Genomic DNA, 17,670 nt, shown 5'->3' on the forward strand with positions numbered 1-17,670 from the left:
AGTCGCCGCCCCGGCTGCGGGGCGGCACGGAAGAACTCCCCAGCAATCACGCAACCGTCAGGCACAAGCCCCTGACCGCCCACGGCACACCCACGCCGTGGGCGGCACCGAGCAGGCCGCGATCCCGGCCGCCTCAAAGGAGTTTCGCGTGAGACCAACCCCCCGCAAGGCCATCGCCGCGAGCGCACTCGCCGTCACGGCGCTGGCCACCCTGTCGCTCCCCGGCACACCGGCGGCCGCCGCGCCGCCCGCAGCCCCCGTGGCCGCCGCCTGCACCCCGACGCAGGTGGTCGCCAACGGCGGCTTCGAGAGCGGCACTTCGCCCTGGAGCCAGTCGTCGACCAGGGTGATCACCAACCGCGCCGGCCAGACCGCCCACGGCGGCACCAGTTTCGCGTGGCTCGGCGGCGTGGGCAGCACCCACACCGACACGCTCTCGCAGAGCGTCACCGTCCCGTCCGGCTGCAGCAGCGCCACCCTCACCTTCTGGCTGCACATCGACACCGCCGAGACGACGTCGTCCATCGCGTACGACAAACTGACAGCGAAGATCGGCAGCACCACGCTGGCGACCTACTCGAACCTCGACAAGAACACCGGTTACGCGCAGAAGTCGTTCGACCTGTCGGCGTTCGCCGGCCAGACCGTGACCCTTGCCTTCACCGGCACCGAGGACTCCAGCCTCCAGTCCAGCTTCGTCGTCGACGACGTCGCGCTCGACACCTCCGGCGGTACGACCCCGCCGGCCGACTCCACCCGTACTCCGGCCGCCCCCTCGTACACCGTCAGCCTGAGCAGCGACACGAGCGGCACGGTCTGGTCGGGCCACGAGAGCGCCACCTTCACCAACGCCTCGTCCACCCCGCTGAGCGAGGTCCACCTGAGGCTGTGGGACAACTACCACGGCACCTGCTCGGCCATGCCGATCAAGGTCAGCAACGTCACCGGCGGCACCGCGGGTGCCCTGTCGGTCGGCTGCACCGCCCTGGAGATAGACCTGCCCGCCCCGCTGACGCAGGGCCAGAGCGCCACGATCGGCTTCGACCTGGGCATCACCGTCCCCAGTGGCGCCGACCGGTTCGGCCACGACGGCGCGTTCAGCTTCATCGGCAACGCCCTGCCCGTCCTCGCCGTCAAGGACGGCGCCGGCTGGCACCTGGACCCGTACACGAACAACGGCGAGTCGTTCTACTCCCTGGCCGCCGACTTCAAGGTGACCCTCGACCACCCGAGCACCCTGCTGGTCCCGGCGACCGGCACCTCGGTCGACACCCCCGGCTCCAGCGGACGCACGGTCACCACGGCCACCGCCTCCAAGGTGCGCGACTTCGCCTGGGCGGCGGGCCCCTTCAGCAAGATCTCCGGTACCTCCACCGCCGGCACCCGCGTCAACGTCTACTCCGTCTCGGCCATCAGCTCCGCCGACGCGCAGTCGATGCTCACCACGGCGAAGTCCGCGGTGGACGCCCACGCCTCGCGGTTCGGCGCCTACCCCTACGGCGAGCTGGACGCGGTGATCGACAACAACTACTGGTTCGGCGGCATGGAGTACCCGGGCTTCGTCCTCGACCTGGTCAGCACCACGGCGCTGACCCATGAGATCGGCCACCAGTGGTGGTACGGGATCGTCGGCGACGACGAATACACCAGTCCCTGGCTCGACGAGGCGTTCACCGACTACGCCACCGATCTGGCCCTGAACAAGACCGGCACCAACTGCTGGAACAGCGTCTCCTGGGCCTCAACGGCAGAGAAGATCACCAACTCGATGGCGTACTGGGACGCCCACTCGTCGCGATACTCCACCGTCGTCTACGGGTACGGGAAGTGCGCCCTGCACGATCTGCGGCGCCTCATCGGCGACACGGCCATGACCAAGCTGCTGAAGGACTACGCGACCGCTCACTGGTACGGCGTATCGACCACGGCCGAGTTCAAGGCAGCCGCCCAGGCGGCCACCAGCACGGACCTGACCTCCTTCTGGAGCACGCACCGCATCGACGGCTGACGCCGTACCGGCTCGCCGCGGTGGGCGCTCCCGGCGCCACCCGCGGCGAGCCGACGCCGCACGGCGTTCTGCCGCGTGCCGTCACCGATCGCGGCCGTTCCCGCACACGACGCGCCTCCGCGGGCTCGCCCGGGCGAGCCCGGCCCCCATGGCCCCGTCCACCCGTTTGCCGGCCGACCGGAATGCGCCGCCCGGCCGAATGGTGGAGCGTGGTGGGTGAGGAGGAGCGCTATGGCCGGGAGGGCCGGGTCGGGGCGGCGGAACGGGAAGCAGGGCTGGCTGCGCGGCTCGCCGCCTCCGCGTTGGGTACGGGCGCTACCGCCGGGCCTGCTGGTGGCGATCTGCGCGACCGAGCTCGGGATCGACCACCCGCTCGACGTCGGCTTTCTGCTCGGCGTCATCCCGACCATGGCCGTGCTCTCCTACGGCCCCCTGGCCACGGCTCTCTTCGGAACCGCCGTCGTGCTGCTGCTGAACGTCCCCGCCCTGGGACTGAACCGACCGGGCAACACCGACCTGCTGACCATCACCTTCATCGCCGTGCTCAGCGTGTTCGTGTCCCTGGTGCGCACTCGCCGGGACGCCCAGCTGGTTACGGTGCGCAGCGTCGCCGAAGCCGCCCAGCTCGCCGTCCTGCCACCGCTCGCCGAGCGGGTCGGGACGGTGCGCTGCTCCGGTCTGTACCGGGCGGCACAGAGCGAGACGCTGGTCGGCGGGGACTTCTTCGACGTGCGGGCGGGGCCCTTCGGCGTGCGGGCCCTGATGGGCGACGTGCAGGGGCACGGGCTGTCTGCCGTGGGCACCGTCGCCTCGCTGCTCGGGGCGTTCCGGGAGACCGTGCTCGACCAGCGGGACCTCAAGGCCACCGCGGCGCGCCTCGAACGCAGACTGGTGACGGACTCGGCGGGCGACCATCCCGCCGAGATGTTCGCCACCGCTCTGCTCCTGGACTTCCCGCCGGGGACCGGCGCGGTCCGGCTGGTGTCCTGCGGGCATCCGTACCCCCTGCTGCTGCGCGGCACGAAGGCGTTCGAGCTCGAACTCGAAACGGGGGCGCCCCTTGGGGCGGGGCTGTTCGACATCGCTCCGCCGGAGACCCGCACCGTCCGTCTGGAGCCGGGTGACCGGCTGTTCCTGGCGTCCGACGGCGTGTCCGAGAGCCGGGACAGGAACGGGACCTTCTATCCCCTGGCCGAGCGGCTGACCGCGCTCGCCGAGGAGTCGCCCGTCTCTCTCGTCGACAGCGTCTGGGAGGACCTCACCCGGTTCTGTCCCTCGATCCGCGACGACGTCACCATGCTGCTCCTGACGCCGGGCGAGGAGGAGACCAACCGTACCGACTAGTACGTAGGGTCAGGACGCGGTGGCCGCCGCGATGTCCAGGGCCGCGATGTGACCGAAGGTCATCGCGGGGCCGATCGTCGAGCCCGCGCCCGCGTAGCTGTGCCCCATGACCGCCGCGCCGGCGTTCCCCGCCGCGTAGAGGCCGCGGATCACCGAGCCGTCCGGGCGCAGCACGCGCGCCCGCGCGTCCGTACGCAGGCCGCCTTTGGTGCCCAGGTCGCCCGGGACGATCCGGAAGGCGTGGAAGGGGGCGAGCCAGAGGGGCGCCAGACAGGAGTTGGGGAGGATCGCCGGGTCCGTGTAGTAGTGGTCGTAGACACTGTCACCGCGGTGGAAATCGGGGTCCCGCCCGCTCAGGGCGAGGCCGTTGAAGCGGCTGACCGTGGCGCGCAGGGCAGCCGCGGGCACGTGGATGGCCGCGGCGAGGGCGTCGAGCATCCAGGCCTTGTACGCGGCGCCCGAGGTGTACCAGGCGTCGGGGAACGCGAAGGTCGGCGCGACGTCCTTGAACAGGTACCGGTTGCGGTAGTTCTGGTCGACGATCAGCCAGGCCGGGATGTCGGGCGCGGTCGCGTTCCGTGCGTACATGGTGTGCACGACGTCGCTGTAGGGGGCGGCCTCGTTCACGAAGCGGGCACCGGCCGCGTCGACCAGCAGACCGCCGGGGAGGGTGCGCTCGGCGAGGCAGAAGTAGGGCTGGTCGGGCAGCGGGATCGCCGGCCCCCACCAGGCGTCGTCCATCAGGTCGAGCGCCGCGCCCGCCCGCTCCCCCGCCCGGATTCCGTCGCCGGTGTTCTCCTTGGCGCCGACCGTCCACTCGGTGCCGATGGGCTGTTGCTGGTAGCGGGCACGCATGGCCGCGTTGTGCTCGAAGCCGCCGGAACCGACGATCACCCCGCGCCGGGCACGGACCAGGCCCGGAGTTCCGTTCCGGGTGACCACCGCGCCGGTGACGGCACCGTCCTGCGTGTACAGGTCGGTGAGCGGGCTGTTCAGCCACACCGGGACCTGCGCGGAGAGCAGACCGGCGCGCAGGCCGGCCGCCAGCGACTGGCCCATCGTCAGGGGCTTCTGCCCGAGGAGGGCCGCCTTCGTACCGCGGGCCAGGCATTCGGCGGCCACCGCCGCGCCCTTCGCGCTCACGGCGGCGAGAGTGAGCCACTTGTAGTCCGCACTGAAGACGACCATGCCGGCCGGGACCGGCATGTACGGCGGGTTCAGGTGCGCGAGTTCGGCGCCCAGGACGGTGCCGTCGAGCTGGTCCGGCTCCATCGACCGGCCGCGGGGCAGTCCACCGGGGAGCTCCGGGTAGTAGTCGCTGTAGCCCTCCATCCAACGGAAGCGGAGCGGGCTGTTCGCCATGACGAAGGAGATCATGGCGGGTCCGTGGTCCAGGAAGGCCTGCCGGCGCTCGGCGGACACCTCGGGGCCCACCACGGCCGCGAGGTAGGCGGCGGCCTTCTCGGGGGTGTCCGGGACTCCGGCGGCGAGGACGACCGGGTTGTTCGGGATCCAGATGCCCGCTCCGGAGCGTGCCGCCGAGCCGCCGAAGGTGGGGGCCTTCTCCACGACCACGCAGCTGAGCCCCTGCCGGGCGGCTGTCAGCGCGGCGGTCATGCCCGCCGCGCCGGAGCCGATCACCACGACGTCGAAGGTGCCGAGCCGGGGGAGGTCGGCCGCCGCGGCGGTGCCCGGCAGACCCGCGGCGAGCGCGAGCCCGGCACCCGTCGCGGCGCCGAGCACATGGCGCCGTGAGGGCCCGGGTGCCGGGGAGGGTGCGGTGGTACGTCCGACGGGTTCCGCGCTCGGGGACATGGCAGGGCACTCCAGCAGGGCGAGGGAACGTGGGGGCGTGCGGGTGCTCCGGGAGGCAGCGGGCGCCTGCCGTCACGGTTTCTGATGCGGAGTCAGGAATGTCGCGCGAGGGTCTTGTGAAGTCAAGGGGCGCGGACACCGACCCCCTAACACCCCAAGATCGGACAGAAGTTACCAACCGGTATGTAGTGACTTGACAAGCAAGTATCAGTAGAACGTGTTCTCACCCATCGACAGTGAGGAGCGTCACATGGGTGAGACTGTCCAGTACAACAACGAGTCCAGGGGTGTCTCGCGGCGAAGATTCATTGCTGGAACTGGTTCTATTGTTGGAGCGATGACGCTGGCGGGACATGCCGCCGCGGCGCCGCAGAGGTCGCTCACCGCCGCCGGTCCGATCCCCTCCGGAGCACACGTCCCCGTCCTGGTGATCGGCACCGGATATGGCGGATCCGTCACGGCGCTGCGCCTCGCCCAGGCCGGTGTCGACGTCCAGATGGTCGAGATGGGCATGGCCTGGGACACCCCGGGCTCGGACGGCAAGATCTTCGCCAACACGACCAGCCCGGACTACCGGTCCTTCTGGCTGCGGACCAGGACCAAGCAGCCCATCAGCAATTTCCTCGGCTTCCCGATCGACAAGAACGTGCCCCGCTACACCGGGATCCTGGACGCCGAGGAGATGGGCGGGATCATCGTCTACCAGGGCCGCGGCGTCGGCGGCGGCTCGCTCGTCAACGGCGGCATGGCCGTCACCCCCAAGCGGGAGAACTTCGGCGCCGTGCTCCCGTCGGTGAACGCCGACGAGATGTACGCGACGTACTACCCGCGCGCCAACGCCGGTCTCGGCGTGGGCACCGTCGACCCGACGTGGTTCGACAGCGCGGACTGCTACCAGTACGCGCGGGTCGGCCGTAAGCAGGCCCAGCGCTCCGGCTTCCCGTTCGTCTTCGTGCCCGACGTGTACGACTGGGACTACATGGAACAGGAGGCTGCCGGAACCGTCCCCAAGTCGGCCCTGGCCGGCGAGATCCTGTACGGCAACAACTACGGCAAGAAGTCGCTGCAGAAGACCTACCTCGCCCAGGCCGCGGCCACCGGGCGGGTCACGGTCTCACCGCTGCACAAGGTCACCTCGGTCTCCCCGGCCTCCGGCGGCGGCTACACGGTCCTCATCGACCAGATCAACACCACCGGGGACACCACCGCCACCAAGACCGTGACCGCGGACCGGGTGTTCTTCGCCGCCGGCAGCGTCGGCACGAGCAAGTTGCTGGTCAAGCTGAAGGCCACCGGGGCACTGCCCGGCCTGAACGACCAGATCGGCAAGGGCTGGGGCGACAACGGCAACGTCATGTGCGGTCGCGCCAACCACCTCTGGGACCCGACCGGCGCCCTCCAGGCCAGCATTCCGTGCGGCGGCATCGACAACTGGACCGCAGGGGGCGCGTTCGCCGAGGTCGCACCGCTGCCCACCGGCATCGAGACCTTCGCGTCGTTCTACCTGTCCATCACCAAGAACCCGAACCGCGCCGAGTTCTCCTGGAACGCCGGCACGGGCACCGTCGGCCTGAACTGGCAGACCGCCTGGAAGCAGCCGTCCATCGACATGGCCAAGTCGATCTTCGACAAGATCAACGCGAAGGAGGGGACGATCTACCGCACCGATCTCTTCGGCACGTACAAGATCTGGGGCGACCACCTCACCTACCACCCGCTCGGCGGCGCGGTCCTCGACAGGGCCACCGACAACTACGGCCGTCTGCACGGCCATCCGGGCCTGTACGTCATCGACGGTGCGCTCATCCCGGGCAACACCAGCGTCAACCCGTTCGTCACCATCACGGCGCTCGCCGAACGCAACATCGAGAAGATCATCGCCACCGACCTGTAACGGTCACCGGGCCGGCCGAGCGACCCGGACCCGTCAGTGGGTGGGCAGCACGCACACGGCGTCCAGGCCCAGCACATGGTTGAGCCGGCCGAACGCCAGCCAGGAGCCGATGCTCATGCTCAGCTCCACGATCTCGTGCTGGCTGTAATGCGCGGTCATCCGAGTCCAGAACTCGTCGTCCAGACCGTGGTGATCCAGTGCGTACCGCTCGGCGTACTCCGCGGCCAGCCTGGTGCGGTCGTCGAAGGCGTCGGTGGTACGCCACTGGGTCACCGCGTCGGCGAACTCCTCCTCGACCTTCCGCCCGTCCCGCTCGGTGCGCCAGTCGAGACAGAACAGACACCCGTTGATCTGTGCGATGCGCAGCCGCGCCGCCTCGAACTCGCGCAGCCCCAGGGTCGTGTGCTCGTACACCGACAGCGAGAAGTTCGCGGCGGCCATTCCGATGCCGGGGACCATCTCGCCCCACACGTAGCCGATCGGTTCCTGGCCCTCGGGAATGTCGATGTGCATGGTCGTGGTCACTTCCTTCCGAGTCGGCCGACTGCGGGACGCAGCGGGACGTCGAGTGCGTCGTAGAGTCCGGGTTCCGCGTCCACCAGCCAGTCGATGGCGCCGACCAGCCGTCCGACGGCGGTGGCATTGCCGCCGGCGGAGCGGTTCTCGCCCTCGTCGGTGGCCTCGACGGTCACCTGGATGCGCGGCCGGCCCTCGATGATCACGCGATGGGCGCCGTCGCCGTCGGGCGGCTCCGGCCAGTCCGGTGCGCAGGACGGATGGATGCGGGTCACGTGCTCGATGACGATCCTCGGTTCTCCGCCGACGATCCCCTGCACCTCGAACCGCACCGCACCCTGGGTGCCCGCCTCGAACTCGCCCATCGTCCGGGTGCGCACGGTGTCGGTGAGCGCGCGCCGGTCCGTGGTCTCCCGGATCTCGTCGAGTTCGACGCCGAGCGCCCGGGCCATCAGCCGGATCTGCCCGCCCCACACCATGGTGGGAACGGAGGGCGCGAGCATCAGCGGCTCGTAGTCCATCGGGTGCCCCATGCCGATGAGCTGACGGACGGAATCCTCCTGGTCGTACGTCGAGTAGTCGAAGATCTCCTGGCAGCGGACGGCGTCCACCGTGGTGCCGAGTCCGCTGATCAGCAGGGGCAGGACGTCGTTGCCCCACCCGGGATCGACACCGGAGACGAAGAGGGAGCCGCCGCCCTCGGCGACGGCGGCGAGCATCGGGTCCCGGAACTCCGGCGGGGCGTTGCGCTGGTCGTAGAGCGGATAGAGAGCCGGGGTGACCACCACCGCACCGGCGCGGATCGCCCTGCCGATGTCGGCGAGGGCCTCGTCGGGACGGATGTCGCCGGTCGCCGCGTACACCACGGCCCCCGGTGAGCCGGCCAGGACGGCGTCGACGTCATCGGTCGCCGCGACCCCCAGGCCGTGGTCGAGCCCGGCGAGTTCGCCCGCGTCGCGGCCGACCTTGCCGGGGTTGTGGACGAGCACCGCGGCGAGTTTCAGAGCCGGGTGCGCCTCGACGGCGCGGATGGCCGCGCGGCCGACATTTCCGGTACCCCACACCACCGTGGAAATCATGCGCGGAGGGTAGCCAGAGGACCTCGAGGTTCATAGAGCCGTGAGCGGTGAAATGTCCCGGGCTGTGCGCCGCCGGTGCGTCCGGGCCGTGCGCCGGTCGTCCTGGCGGCTCGGCGGCGGATCTAAGCTCGGTGTATGGCCAAGTACTTCGACGTGCACCCGGAGAACCCGCAACGGCGCATCATCGGCCAGGTGGCCGAGATCGTCCGTTCCGGAGGGCTCATCGTCTACCCGACGGACTCCTGCTTCGCGCTCGGGTGCCAGCTGGGCAACCGGGAGGGGATCGACCGCATCCGCTCGATCCGCCGGCTCGACGAGCGTCACCACTTCACCCTGATGTGCCAGGACTTCGCGCAACTGGGCCACTTCGTACGCCTCGACAACACCACGTTCCGCACCATCAAGGCGGCGACGCCGGGCAGTTACACCTTCATCCTCCCGGCGACGAAGGAGGCGCCGCGCCGGATGCTGCACCCGAAGAAGCGGACGGTCGGGGTCAGGATTCCCGACCATGTCGTCGCCCAGGCGATTCTCGCCGAGCTCGGCGAGCCGCTGCTGTCCAGCACCCTGCTCCTGCCGGACGAGGAGAAGCCCCTCACGCAGGGCTGGGAGATCAAGGAGGAGCTCGACCACGTGGTGGACGCGGTCATCGACTCCGGGGACTGCGGCACCGAACCGACGACCGTCATCGACTTCTCCGGCGGGGAGCCGGAGATCGTCCGCCTGGGGGCGGGGGATCCCTCCCGCTTCGAGTGAACCTCAGAGCATGCGAGTGACACCTTCCCGGTCTCCGCTCCCCCGGCCGACATGACGGAGCCGCGACGTGGGCCGTCCTCACGGAGGACCCACGCCGCGGCGGATGCGCGGTGGTTCAGGCCGTGCCGGTCAGCTGGTCGTCAGGGCGGTGTCGTCGACGACGAAGCTGGTCTGCAGGGAGGAGTCCTCGACGCCGCTGAACTTCAGCGTGACGGTGGAACCGGCGAGCGAGGACAGGTCGAAGGTCTTCAGGGTGTACCCCGAGGCCTTGTTGAGGTTGGAGTAGGTCGCCAGCGTCTTCGACCCGGCAGTGACCGTCAGCTTGTCGTACTGGGTGCTGGTCGTCGTCTCCGCGGAGTCGATGTGCAGGTAGAAGGTGAGCGTGGCCTTGCAGCCGCTCGGGATGGTCACCGACTGGGACAGCGTGTCCGTGTTGGTGGTGCCGTAGCCGTCCAGCCAGGCCTTGTAGGAACCGCCGTGCGCCGCCTGGCTGCTGGAGTTGGTGATGACGCCGCTGGTCGCGGTCCAGGTGGTGTTGCCGGACTCGAAGCCGGGGTTGCCGAGCAGCTGGGTCGAGGTGCAGGTGCCGCCGCCCGAGGGGCTGACGGTCCAGGTGAAGGACGCGGTGCCGGTGGCGCCCGTGCTGTCGGTCACCGTGACGGTCGTGCTGTACGTGCCGGCCGTCGTGGGAGTGCCGGAGATGACGCCGGTGGAGCTGTTGATGGACAGCCCGGTGGGCAGACCGGACGCGGCGTACGACAGGGCGCCGCTGTTGGTGCTGCCGGCCGAGATCTGCAGGCTCACCGCGGTCCCCACGGTGGAGGACTGGCTGCCCGGGTTGGTGACCGTCACGCCCGAGGACGGCGGTGTGATGTGGCTGCCGACGTTGATGCCCGCGAAGGCGTTGCCCACACCGGCGTACTGGGTGGAGTTGGTGCCGTACAGCGCGGCGGCGGCGTTGAGCGCCGCGGTGCGGGCGCCCGCGTAGTTGGTGCTGGACGTCATGTACGTCGTCAGCGCCTTGTACCAGATCTGCAGCGCCGCGGCCCGGCCGATGCCGGTGACGGCGACACCGTCGGACGTCGGCGAGTTGTAGGTGACGCCGTTGATGACCTTGGTGCCACTGCCCTCGGAGAGCAGGTAGAACATGTGGTTCGCCGGGCCCGAGGAGTAGTGCACGTCGAGGTTGCCGACACCGGAGTACCAGCTGTCGGCGGAGCCGCCGTCCTTGCTGGGCTTGTCCATGTAGCGCAGCGGGGTGCCGTCGCCGTTGATGTCGATCTTCTCGCCGATGAGGTAGTCACCGACGTCGCTGCTGTTGTTGGAGTAGAACTCCACGCCGGTGCCGAAGATGTCCGAGGTCGCCTCGTTCAGGCCGCCGGACTCGCCGGAGTACTCCAGGCCCGCGGTGTTGGAGGTGACGCCGTGGCTCATCTCGTGGCCGGCCACGTCGAGCGAGGTGAGGGCGTGGGTGCCGCCCGATCCGTCGCCGTAGGTCATGCAGAAGCAGTCGTCGTCCCAGAAGGCGTTCACGTACGCGGTGCTGTAGTGGACGCGCGAGTAGGCCGCGACCCCGTCGTTCTTGATGCCGCTGCGGCCGAAGGTGTTCTTGTAGAAGTCCCAGGTCATCTGGGCGCCGTAGGCGGCGTCGGCTCCGGCGGTCTGGGTGTTGGAGCCGGAACCGGTGCCCCAGGTGTCGTCGGCGTCGGTCATCAGCGTGCCGGTGCCGGACGTGCCGTTGTTGAGGCTGTACGTCTTGTGCCCGCCGCGCGTGCCGTCGGTCAACTGGTACGTCGAGCCGGACAGCGTGGTGTTCAGGGTCACCGTGCCGCTGTACTGCGTGTTGCCGGTGCCGGTCTGGACGCCCTCGTAGCGGTAGAGCTCCTTGCCGGTGGTGGCGTCGGTGACGACGTGCAGTTTGCTCGGCGTGCCGTCGTCCTGGAGGCCGCTGACGACGGTCTCCCAGGCGAGCCGCGGGGTGCCGCTGCCGGCCCAGATCACCTTGCGGGCGCTGTCGGCGGCGGGCTTGTGCGCGTCGAGGGCCTTGGCGGCCTTCAGCGCCTTGTCCGCGGCCGCCGACTTGGTGACCTTCGCCGTGGTGGAGGCGACCTTGATGGCGCGCTTGTTGTTGAAGGTGGTGCTCACCGTGCCGGAGGCCAGGGAGGCGGGCGGGGTGTGGACGACGAGGTCGCCGCCCAGCACCGGCAGGCCGGCGTAGGTGCGTTCGTAGCGGGTGTGGAGGGTGCCGTCCTTGTCCTTGACGACGTCCTTGACGACCAGTTTCTCCTTGGCACCGAGGCCGAGGGAGTCGGCGGTCGCCGCGGTCCGCTGCGTTGCGTTCTTCAACAGCGCGGTGTGCTGGGCCGGGGTGAGTGCGGCCTCCAGTCCCCCGGTGCGCAGGGGGCTGGTGTGGGGGGCGGGCTTGGCGGCTGCCGGGACCGTCTGTATGCCGACGGCCAGGAAAGCGGCGGTGGCCACCAGGGCTCCGGCCGCGGTCGCCTGACGGGGGATACGTCTCACTCGTACTCCTACTGCTTCGGCCGCGTAGGGGCGGCCGCTGACAGACCGGGCAGACGGGGTTGTGCTGTCCGGGACGAGCTGAGCTGGGGCGTGCGGGAACGCGACCGTGGGCAGGCCGGGTGAGGCCTGCGCGACAGGTGGGGGAAGGATTGCACTGTTGACCGATGCATGACATGGCGTTGCGGTCGATCGAGGGGCGATCGAGGGTTATCCCTACGCCACGCCCTCAGCGCCCCCTGTCCGCCACCGCCCGGCGGGGCAGGACGCCCACGCGACGGCCGACAATCGGCACATGGACGTCCTCGAACTGCTCGAATCCGCTGCGCTGTTGGTGCCCGAGGACCGGGCGTCCGGGAACGACGTCACGGTGAGCGACGTGTGGGAGTACCTCGCGGCAGACGACTGGGAGCTCGCCGTCGGACTGCTGGAGGAGCTGACGGACACCGGTCCGCTTCCTGAGCCGTTCTGGGAATCGCTCGCCGCTGCCGCCGAGGGGCTTCGGCTGGAGCGGAGCGCCGCCTGGTGCCACTGGCGGTGCTCCGAGCTCCGCAACGGCGTGGTGCTGGCCGATCTGACGCTGCGTCCGGCCGCGGAGGGGCCACGCACCACTCCCGTCCCCGGCGCGGGCGTACTCCGCCCGATGTGGGACCTCGGAGAGCGGACCGCCGATGGCGAGCCGGCGGTCCGCATCGCCGGGATGTGGGTGGAGCGCACCGCCCTCCTGGAACCGGGCGGACAGGGCCGGGTCCGGCTCGTGCCGCTGGTGCCGTCAGGCTGGCTGCACGTCGAGCCGGGTCAGGAGATCACGATGTACGAGACCCGGGTCGCGGCCGGGACAGCGGTCGTCGTGGACGTCCGTCTCCCTGCCGGGCAGGGTGGCTGACCCGCGGGGGCGACTCCGCAAGGCGGACAGCGCCACGGGGGACGACTCCCCCACAGCGGACGGAGCTTCGACACGCAGCCTCCCCAAGGACGACTTCCCACAACCGACGGCGCATTGACGCCCGGCCCTACCGAGGGTGCCCTCACGGCCGGCCGGCCCCCGGCACCTCGACCTCGACGGCCAGCACCTGGCCGTTTGCGGGCGTGACCATCTCGGACTCCGTCATTCCTCGCCATTCCGCGGCCACGACGAACAGGGTCGTGCCGTCCGGTCCGCCCAGTGCGCAGGTGAAGCCGCCGCGGTCGAGGTCGACGCGGTCCAGCACCTCGCCGCCCTCCGCGACGCGCACGCAGCAGCGGTTGGGCACGTCGGCGTACCAGACCGCCCGTCGCGCGTCGACGCAGATGCCGTCCGGGGTGCCGTCGCCGAGGTCGGCCCAGACGCGCCGGCCGGACAAGCCGCCGTCCGGGGCGATGTCGAAGGCCAGCAGGCGGTGCCGGTACGAGTCCGCGACGACGAGCGTGGCCTCGTCGGGCGTCACCGCCATCCCGTTGGGGAAGGCGATGTCGTCGGCGACCCTGCGCACCGAGCCGTCCGGGGCGACCGCCGAGACCCAGCCCGGCCTGAAGTCCTCCCCCGCCGTCGGGTCGAAGTCCGCACGGTTCACGTAGGCGGTGCCGCGCCCGTCGATCACGATGTCGTTCCAGCCGGACCTGCCCCGTTCTGCGTACGTGGTCAGCGAGCCGGCGGCCTCGCGGCGCAGCAGCTACCCGTCCGGCGAGGAGACGATCACCATCCGGCCGTCGGGATGCCAGGCGGTGCACAGCGGCAGCGACGCCGCACGGGCGAACACCTCGACCTGCCCGGCCAGGTCGACGCGGACCACCTCCCCGGCCGTCCAGTCGGAGACGTACAGCCGGTCGCCGTGCCGGCGCGGCGATTCGAGAAGTCCTCGCCGGTCGAGCAGTGTCCGTACCTCGCGCATCCTCACCACAGCCCTCGTCCGGCACCGGCACGGCGCCGGCGTCTCGCCCTCTGGACGAACGCGCACCGGCGGAATCGACAGGTTCCCTCCGCACGGGGCCGGCCGGCACAAATCCGGTCGCCACGTGGAACCGCCGCTGCCTAGCATGACCGGATGCCCGAACTCGAACGCCTCCGCCCCGAACACGCCCCGGCTCTCCTGCAGTTCGAGCGGGAGAACAGGGCGTATTTCGCCGCGTCGATCCCCGACCGCGGCGACGACTACTTCGCCCGCTTCGACGCGCGCCACGCCGAGCTGCTCGCCGACCAGGCGGCGGGCCTGGACATCTTCCACCTGGTCGTGGGAGACGGCGGCGAGGTCCTGGGGCGGGTCAACCTGGTCGACGTGGCGGACGGTTCGGCCGAACTGGGATACCGCATCGCCGAACGCGCGGCCGGGCGTGGCCTGGCGACCGCCGCGGTGCACGCGGTCTGCTCCCTGGCCGTCGCGGAGTACGGTCTGCGCGAGCTGCGGGCCAGGACCACCGTCGACAACGCCGGTTCACGGACCGTCCTCGCCCGTACAGGATTCGTGTCCGTCGGCGACGTCGAGTTGAGCGGTCGCCCCGGGATTCGTTACGTGCGAAAGCTTCGGGACGCCGACTCCTCGGCGGCCCGAAGCCTCCGGCAGGTTCAGGGAATCGGTTCGGCGGACGGGTTGCGCGGCGATTGATAGGCGCCGCTCGCCAGCATGCGCACCTCACCCGCCGGGGTGATCTCGGCACGGAGTATGCCTGTGGGATCGCTGTACACCGGGTGGCCACCCGGCCCGAGACTCTCGGTCCGCTCGACGACCACCTCGTCGGTCACGACGCTGGCACCGCCCGATCCCGGATGGGTGAAGGACAGCCGGAAACGGTCCGGGTTCTTCATGACGACCTCCCGCGCTCAAGCCACAAATGCGGGCAAAAACTTCCTTCTCCATCATGCGGCCAGATCCTCGTGAAGGCAGCCCCGCCGCGGCGGCAACAGCAGTTCCGCCTCTACGGCGTAGGGGCGGGCCCGTTGTGCGGACCGGCATCCGCGGCCCCTCACGTTGCGTGATGCCTCTCGCCTCCGGGCGCCGGGCAGTGTAGACATAGCACATGGTCGGACTATTGGGTCGAACCCGGGCTCAGTCGACCCGCCGCACCACCACACCGCTCCCTCAGCGTGGGTCGAACGAGGGCAAGCACCGTCGCGGCGCGTCCGCCGGGCCCCGGTCGGCACTCAGTGTGCGCAGTGTCGCCGGACAGGTGTTCGTCCTTCAGGTCGTGATCGTGCTGCTGCTGGTGGTGTCCGCAGTGGTGGCCCTGGTGCTTCAGGTGCGCCACGACAGCACCCAGGAGGCCCGCAACCGCTCCCTCGCGGTGGCCGAGACGTTCGCCAACGCTCCGGGCACCCGGGCGGCGCTGAGCTCCCCCGACCCCACCGCCGTCCTCCAGCCGAGCGCGGAGGCGGCCCGCAAGGCCTCGAACGTGGACTTCATCGTCGTGATGAGCACCGACGGCATCCGGTACACCCATCCCAAGCCCGACCGGATCGGCAAGAAGTTCGTCGGCACGATCGCGCCCGCGGTGGCCGGCAAGTCGGTCGTCGAGGAGGTCAACGGCACCATCGGTCCGCTGGTGCAGGCGACGGTGCCCGTCGAGGACCCCGGCGGCAAGGTCGTGGGCCTGGTGTCGGCCGGCATCACCACGGCGAACGTGGGCGGCGTGGCCGACCGGCAGCTGCCGATCGTCCTGGCCTCCGCGGGTGTCGCACTCGCCCTGGCCACCGCGGGCACCGCGCTCGTGAGCCGGCGGCTGCTGCGCCAGACACGCGGCCTCGGCCCCTACGAGATGACCCGGATGTACGAGCACCACGACGCGGTGCTGCACGCCGTCCGCGAGGGAGTGATCATCGTCAGCGGCGAGGGACGGCTCGTGCTCGCCAACGACGAGGCCAACCGGCTGCTCGACCTGCCCGAGGACGCCGAGGGACGGCACGTGCTCGACCTGGGGCTCGACGCGGACACCGCGGACCTGCTGGCCTCGGGGCAGATCGTCACCGACGAGGTGCACCTGGTCGGCGACCGCCTGCTCGCCGTCAACCAGCGACCCACCGACCTCCAGGGAGGCCCGCCGGGCAGCGTCGCGACCCTGCGCGACTCGACGGAGCTGCGCGCACTGTCCGGACGGGCGGAGGTGGCACGCGAGCGCCTGAAGCTGCTGTACGACGCCGGAGTGGGCATCGGCACGAGCCTGGACGTGCGACGGACCGCCGAGGAGCTCGCCGAGGTGGCCGTCCCGCGCTTCGCCGACTTCGTGACCGTGGACCTCGCCGACGCCGTCCTGAACGGGCAGGAGCCGGACCCCGTCAACGGGCTGCGCCGCACCGCGTCGGGCGGCATCCGCGGGGACGCACCGCTGTATCCCGTGGGCCACCACATCGGCTTCGTGGCCACCTCCCCCCAGGCCCACAGCCTGCGCACCGGGCAGGCGGTCATCGAACCCGCCCTCGGCGACGCCCCCGGGTGGCTCGCGCAGGACGTCCAGCGCACCGCGCGGGTCGTGGACTACGGAATCCACTCGCTGATCGCCGTGCCCCTGCGCGTGGGCCCGCTGATGATGGGCGTGGTCAACTTCTGGCGCTCGGAGAAGCCCGAGCCCTTCGACTCGGAGGATCTGGCCCTCGCCGAGGAGCTGGTCGCGCGCGCGGCGGTCTCCATCGACAACGCGCGCCGCTACACCCGCGAGCACACGATGGCGGTGACGCTCCAGCGCAGCCTGCTGCCGCGCAACCTGCCCGAGCAGAACGCGCTCGACATCGCCTACCGCTACCTGCCCGCCCAGGCCGGGGTGGGCGGGGACTGGTTCGACGTGCTGCCGCTGCCCGGTGCCCGGGTCGCGGTCGTGGTGGGCGACGTGGTCGGCCACGGGCTGCTGGCCGCGGCGACGATGGGGCGCCTGCGCACCGCGGTCCACAACTTCTCCGCCCTCGATCTGCCGCCGGACGAGCTCCTCGGCCTCCTGGACGAGCTGGTCGGCCGGATCGACCAGGACGAGCTGTCCGAGGAGGGCAGGTCCGCCGTCACCGGCGCCACCTGCCTGTACGCCATCTACGACCCGACGTCGCGGCGGTGCACGGTGGCGCGGGCCGGGCACCCGCCGCCCGCGGTGGTGCGGCCGGACGGCAGTGTGGAGTTCCCGGACGTGCCGGCCGGTCCGCCGCTCGGCCTCGGCGGCCTGCCGTTCGAGACGGCCGAGCTCGACCTGGAGGAGGGCAGCCGGCTGGTCCTGTACACGGACGGCCTCGTCGAGGACCGGGAACGGGACATCGACGAGGGCCTGGGACTGCTGCGTACCGCCCTGGCCGGGGCGGACCGCTCGCCCGAGGAGACCTGCCGCGCCGTGCTCCACGCTCTGCTGCCCGCCCGGCCGAGCGACGACATCGCACTGATCGTCGCCCGTACCCACGCCCTGGGCGAGGACCGGATCGCCGACTGGCAGGTCCCCTCGGACCCGGCGGCCGTCGGCGAGGTGCGCGCCTCGGTGACCCGTCGGCTGGCGGAGTGGGGGCTGGAGGAGATGGCGTTCACCACCGAGCTCGTCATCAGCGAACTGGTCACCAACGCGATCCGCTACGGCAACGGCCCGATCCGCGTCCGTGTGCTGCTCGACCGCACGCTGATCTGCGAGGTCTCCGACGGCAGCAGCACCTCACCCCACCTGCGCTACGCGGCGTCCATGGACGAGGGCGGGCGCGGCCTCTTCCTGGTCGCGCAGCTCGCCGAACGCTGGGGCACCCGCTACACGCCCGGCGGGAAGGTGATCTGGGCCGAGCAGCCGCTGCAGTGACCCGGCGCGGTGGC

At 70.8% G+C, this 17,670-nt stretch carries 14 protein-coding genes; 7 read left to right on the forward strand and 7 right to left on the reverse strand.

Annotation, left to right across the window (positions count from 1 at the left end):
- Positions 1 to 148 precede the first annotated feature (148 nt).
- Together ACZ4IF_RS42365 and ACZ4IF_RS42370 are read left to right on the forward strand one after the other, a co-directional pair.
- Positions 149 to 2,008: a M1 family metallopeptidase gene (locus ACZ4IF_RS42365; protein ID WP_467573929.1), complete on the forward strand. Its 1,860-nt coding sequence runs from the start codon at positions 149 to 151 to the stop codon at positions 2,006 to 2,008.
- Between the two features lie 231 nt (positions 2,009 to 2,239).
- Complete coding sequence (locus tag ACZ4IF_RS42370) at positions 2,240 to 3,352, forward strand: PP2C family protein-serine/threonine phosphatase (protein WP_467573932.1); 1,113 nt, start codon at positions 2,240 to 2,242, stop codon at positions 3,350 to 3,352.
- Positions 3,353 to 3,361: 9 nt separating this feature from the next.
- On the opposite strand, the gene kstD is transcribed toward ACZ4IF_RS42370, so the two are convergent.
- A complete protein-coding gene (gene kstD / locus ACZ4IF_RS42375) occupies positions 3,362 to 5,167 on the reverse strand; it encodes a 3-oxosteroid 1-dehydrogenase (RefSeq protein ID WP_467573935.1) in 1,806 nt (601 codons plus the stop codon).
- Positions 5,168 to 5,417: 250 nt separating this feature from the next.
- Here kstD and ACZ4IF_RS42380 point away from each other — a divergent pair, with 250 nt between their 5' ends.
- Positions 5,418 to 7,061 (forward strand): GMC oxidoreductase, encoded by a 1,644-nt coding sequence (locus ACZ4IF_RS42380; protein ID WP_467573938.1) that lies wholly within the window; start codon positions 5,418 to 5,420, stop codon positions 7,059 to 7,061.
- A 33-nt stretch (positions 7,062 to 7,094) separates the two neighbouring features.
- Here the strand turns inward: ACZ4IF_RS42380 and ACZ4IF_RS42385 are convergent, their stop codons facing one another.
- Together ACZ4IF_RS42385 and ACZ4IF_RS42390 are read right to left on the reverse strand one after the other, a co-directional pair.
- Entirely contained in the window at positions 7,095 to 7,574 is a 480-nt protein-coding gene (locus ACZ4IF_RS42385) for a carboxymuconolactone decarboxylase family protein (RefSeq protein WP_467573941.1), read from the reverse strand.
- Between the two features lie 8 nt (positions 7,575 to 7,582).
- A complete protein-coding gene (locus tag ACZ4IF_RS42390) occupies positions 7,583 to 8,656 on the reverse strand; it encodes an NAD(P)H-dependent amine dehydrogenase family protein (RefSeq protein ID WP_467573944.1) in 1,074 nt (357 codons plus the stop codon).
- Between the two features lie 135 nt (positions 8,657 to 8,791).
- Here ACZ4IF_RS42390 and ACZ4IF_RS42395 point away from each other — a divergent pair, with 135 nt between their 5' ends.
- The gene (locus ACZ4IF_RS42395) at positions 8,792 to 9,412 is read left to right on the forward strand and encodes an L-threonylcarbamoyladenylate synthase (protein WP_467573947.1); all 621 of its coding nucleotides are present in this window, start codon (positions 8,792 to 8,794) and stop codon (positions 9,410 to 9,412) included.
- 129 nt (positions 9,413 to 9,541) lie between these two features.
- Here ACZ4IF_RS42395 and ACZ4IF_RS42400 read toward each other — a convergent pair whose 3' ends face one another.
- Positions 9,542 to 11,932, reverse strand: coding sequence for a M4 family metallopeptidase (locus ACZ4IF_RS42400; protein ID WP_467573950.1), 2,391 nt, complete (start codon positions 11,930 to 11,932; stop codon positions 9,542 to 9,544).
- A gap of 292 nt (positions 11,933 to 12,224) precedes the next feature.
- Here ACZ4IF_RS42400 and ACZ4IF_RS42405 point away from each other — a divergent pair, with 292 nt between their 5' ends.
- The gene (locus ACZ4IF_RS42405; RefSeq protein WP_467573953.1) at positions 12,225 to 12,815 is read left to right on the forward strand and encodes a hypothetical protein; all 591 of its coding nucleotides are present in this window, start codon (positions 12,225 to 12,227) and stop codon (positions 12,813 to 12,815) included.
- A gap of 142 nt (positions 12,816 to 12,957) precedes the next feature.
- Here ACZ4IF_RS42405 and ACZ4IF_RS42410 read toward each other — a convergent pair whose 3' ends face one another.
- Both ACZ4IF_RS42410 and ACZ4IF_RS42415 read right to left on the reverse strand, forming a co-directional pair.
- Positions 12,958 to 13,581, reverse strand: a complete 624-nt coding sequence (locus ACZ4IF_RS42410) for an SMP-30/gluconolactonase/LRE family protein (protein WP_467574068.1) — start codon at positions 13,579 to 13,581, stop codon at positions 12,958 to 12,960.
- Positions 13,582 to 13,800, reverse strand: coding sequence for a hypothetical protein (locus tag ACZ4IF_RS42415; RefSeq protein ID WP_467573956.1), 219 nt, complete (start codon positions 13,798 to 13,800; stop codon positions 13,582 to 13,584).
- Between the two features lie 153 nt (positions 13,801 to 13,953).
- Here ACZ4IF_RS42415 and ACZ4IF_RS42420 point away from each other — a divergent pair, with 153 nt between their 5' ends.
- Complete coding sequence (locus tag ACZ4IF_RS42420; RefSeq protein WP_467573958.1) at positions 13,954 to 14,511, forward strand: GNAT family N-acetyltransferase; 558 nt, start codon at positions 13,954 to 13,956, stop codon at positions 14,509 to 14,511.
- Here the strand turns inward: ACZ4IF_RS42420 and ACZ4IF_RS42425 are convergent.
- Positions 14,472 to 14,711, reverse strand: a complete 240-nt coding sequence (locus ACZ4IF_RS42425; protein ID WP_179332278.1) for a DUF6296 family protein — start codon at positions 14,709 to 14,711, stop codon at positions 14,472 to 14,474. The two genes, ACZ4IF_RS42420 and ACZ4IF_RS42425, sit on opposite strands and share 40 nt — an antisense overlap.
- 212 nt (positions 14,712 to 14,923) lie before the next feature.
- Between ACZ4IF_RS42425 and ACZ4IF_RS42430 the strand changes: the two genes are divergently transcribed.
- Positions 14,924 to 17,656 carry a SpoIIE family protein phosphatase gene (locus tag ACZ4IF_RS42430; protein WP_467573961.1) on the forward strand — a complete coding sequence of 911 codons (2,733 nt, stop codon included), beginning with the start codon at positions 14,924 to 14,926 and terminating at the stop codon, positions 17,654 to 17,656.
- Positions 17,657 to 17,670: the final 14 nt, after the last annotated feature.

It is taken from the genome of Streptomyces sp. NPDC025784, from assembly GCF_055558435.1.

Coding starts and splice junctions, on each gene's coding strand:
- ACZ4IF_RS42370 (WP_467573932.1), top strand. CDS start 2,240: ATGGCCGGGAGGGCCGGGTCGGGGCGGCGGAACGGGAAGCAGGGCTGG.
- kstD (WP_467573935.1), bottom strand. CDS start 5,167: ATGTCCCCGAGCGCGGAACCCGTCGGACGTACCACCGCACCCTCCCCG.
- ACZ4IF_RS42380 (WP_467573938.1), top strand. CDS start 5,418: ATGGGTGAGACTGTCCAGTACAACAACGAGTCCAGGGGTGTCTCGCGG.
- ACZ4IF_RS42385 (WP_467573941.1), bottom strand. CDS start 7,574: ATGCACATCGACATTCCCGAGGGCCAGGAACCGATCGGCTACGTGTGG.
- ACZ4IF_RS42390 (WP_467573944.1), bottom strand. CDS start 8,656: ATGATTTCCACGGTGGTGTGGGGTACCGGAAATGTCGGCCGCGCGGCC.
- ACZ4IF_RS42395 (WP_467573947.1), top strand. CDS start 8,792: ATGGCCAAGTACTTCGACGTGCACCCGGAGAACCCGCAACGGCGCATC.
- ACZ4IF_RS42405 (WP_467573953.1), top strand. CDS start 12,225: ATGGACGTCCTCGAACTGCTCGAATCCGCTGCGCTGTTGGTGCCCGAG.
- ACZ4IF_RS42415 (WP_467573956.1), bottom strand. CDS start 13,800: ATGCGCGAGGTACGGACACTGCTCGACCGGCGAGGACTTCTCGAATCG.
- ACZ4IF_RS42420 (WP_467573958.1), top strand. CDS start 13,954: ATGCCCGAACTCGAACGCCTCCGCCCCGAACACGCCCCGGCTCTCCTG.
- ACZ4IF_RS42425 (WP_179332278.1), bottom strand. CDS start 14,711: ATGAAGAACCCGGACCGTTTCCGGCTGTCCTTCACCCATCCGGGATCG.
- ACZ4IF_RS42430 (WP_467573961.1), top strand. CDS start 14,924: ATGGTCGGACTATTGGGTCGAACCCGGGCTCAGTCGACCCGCCGCACC.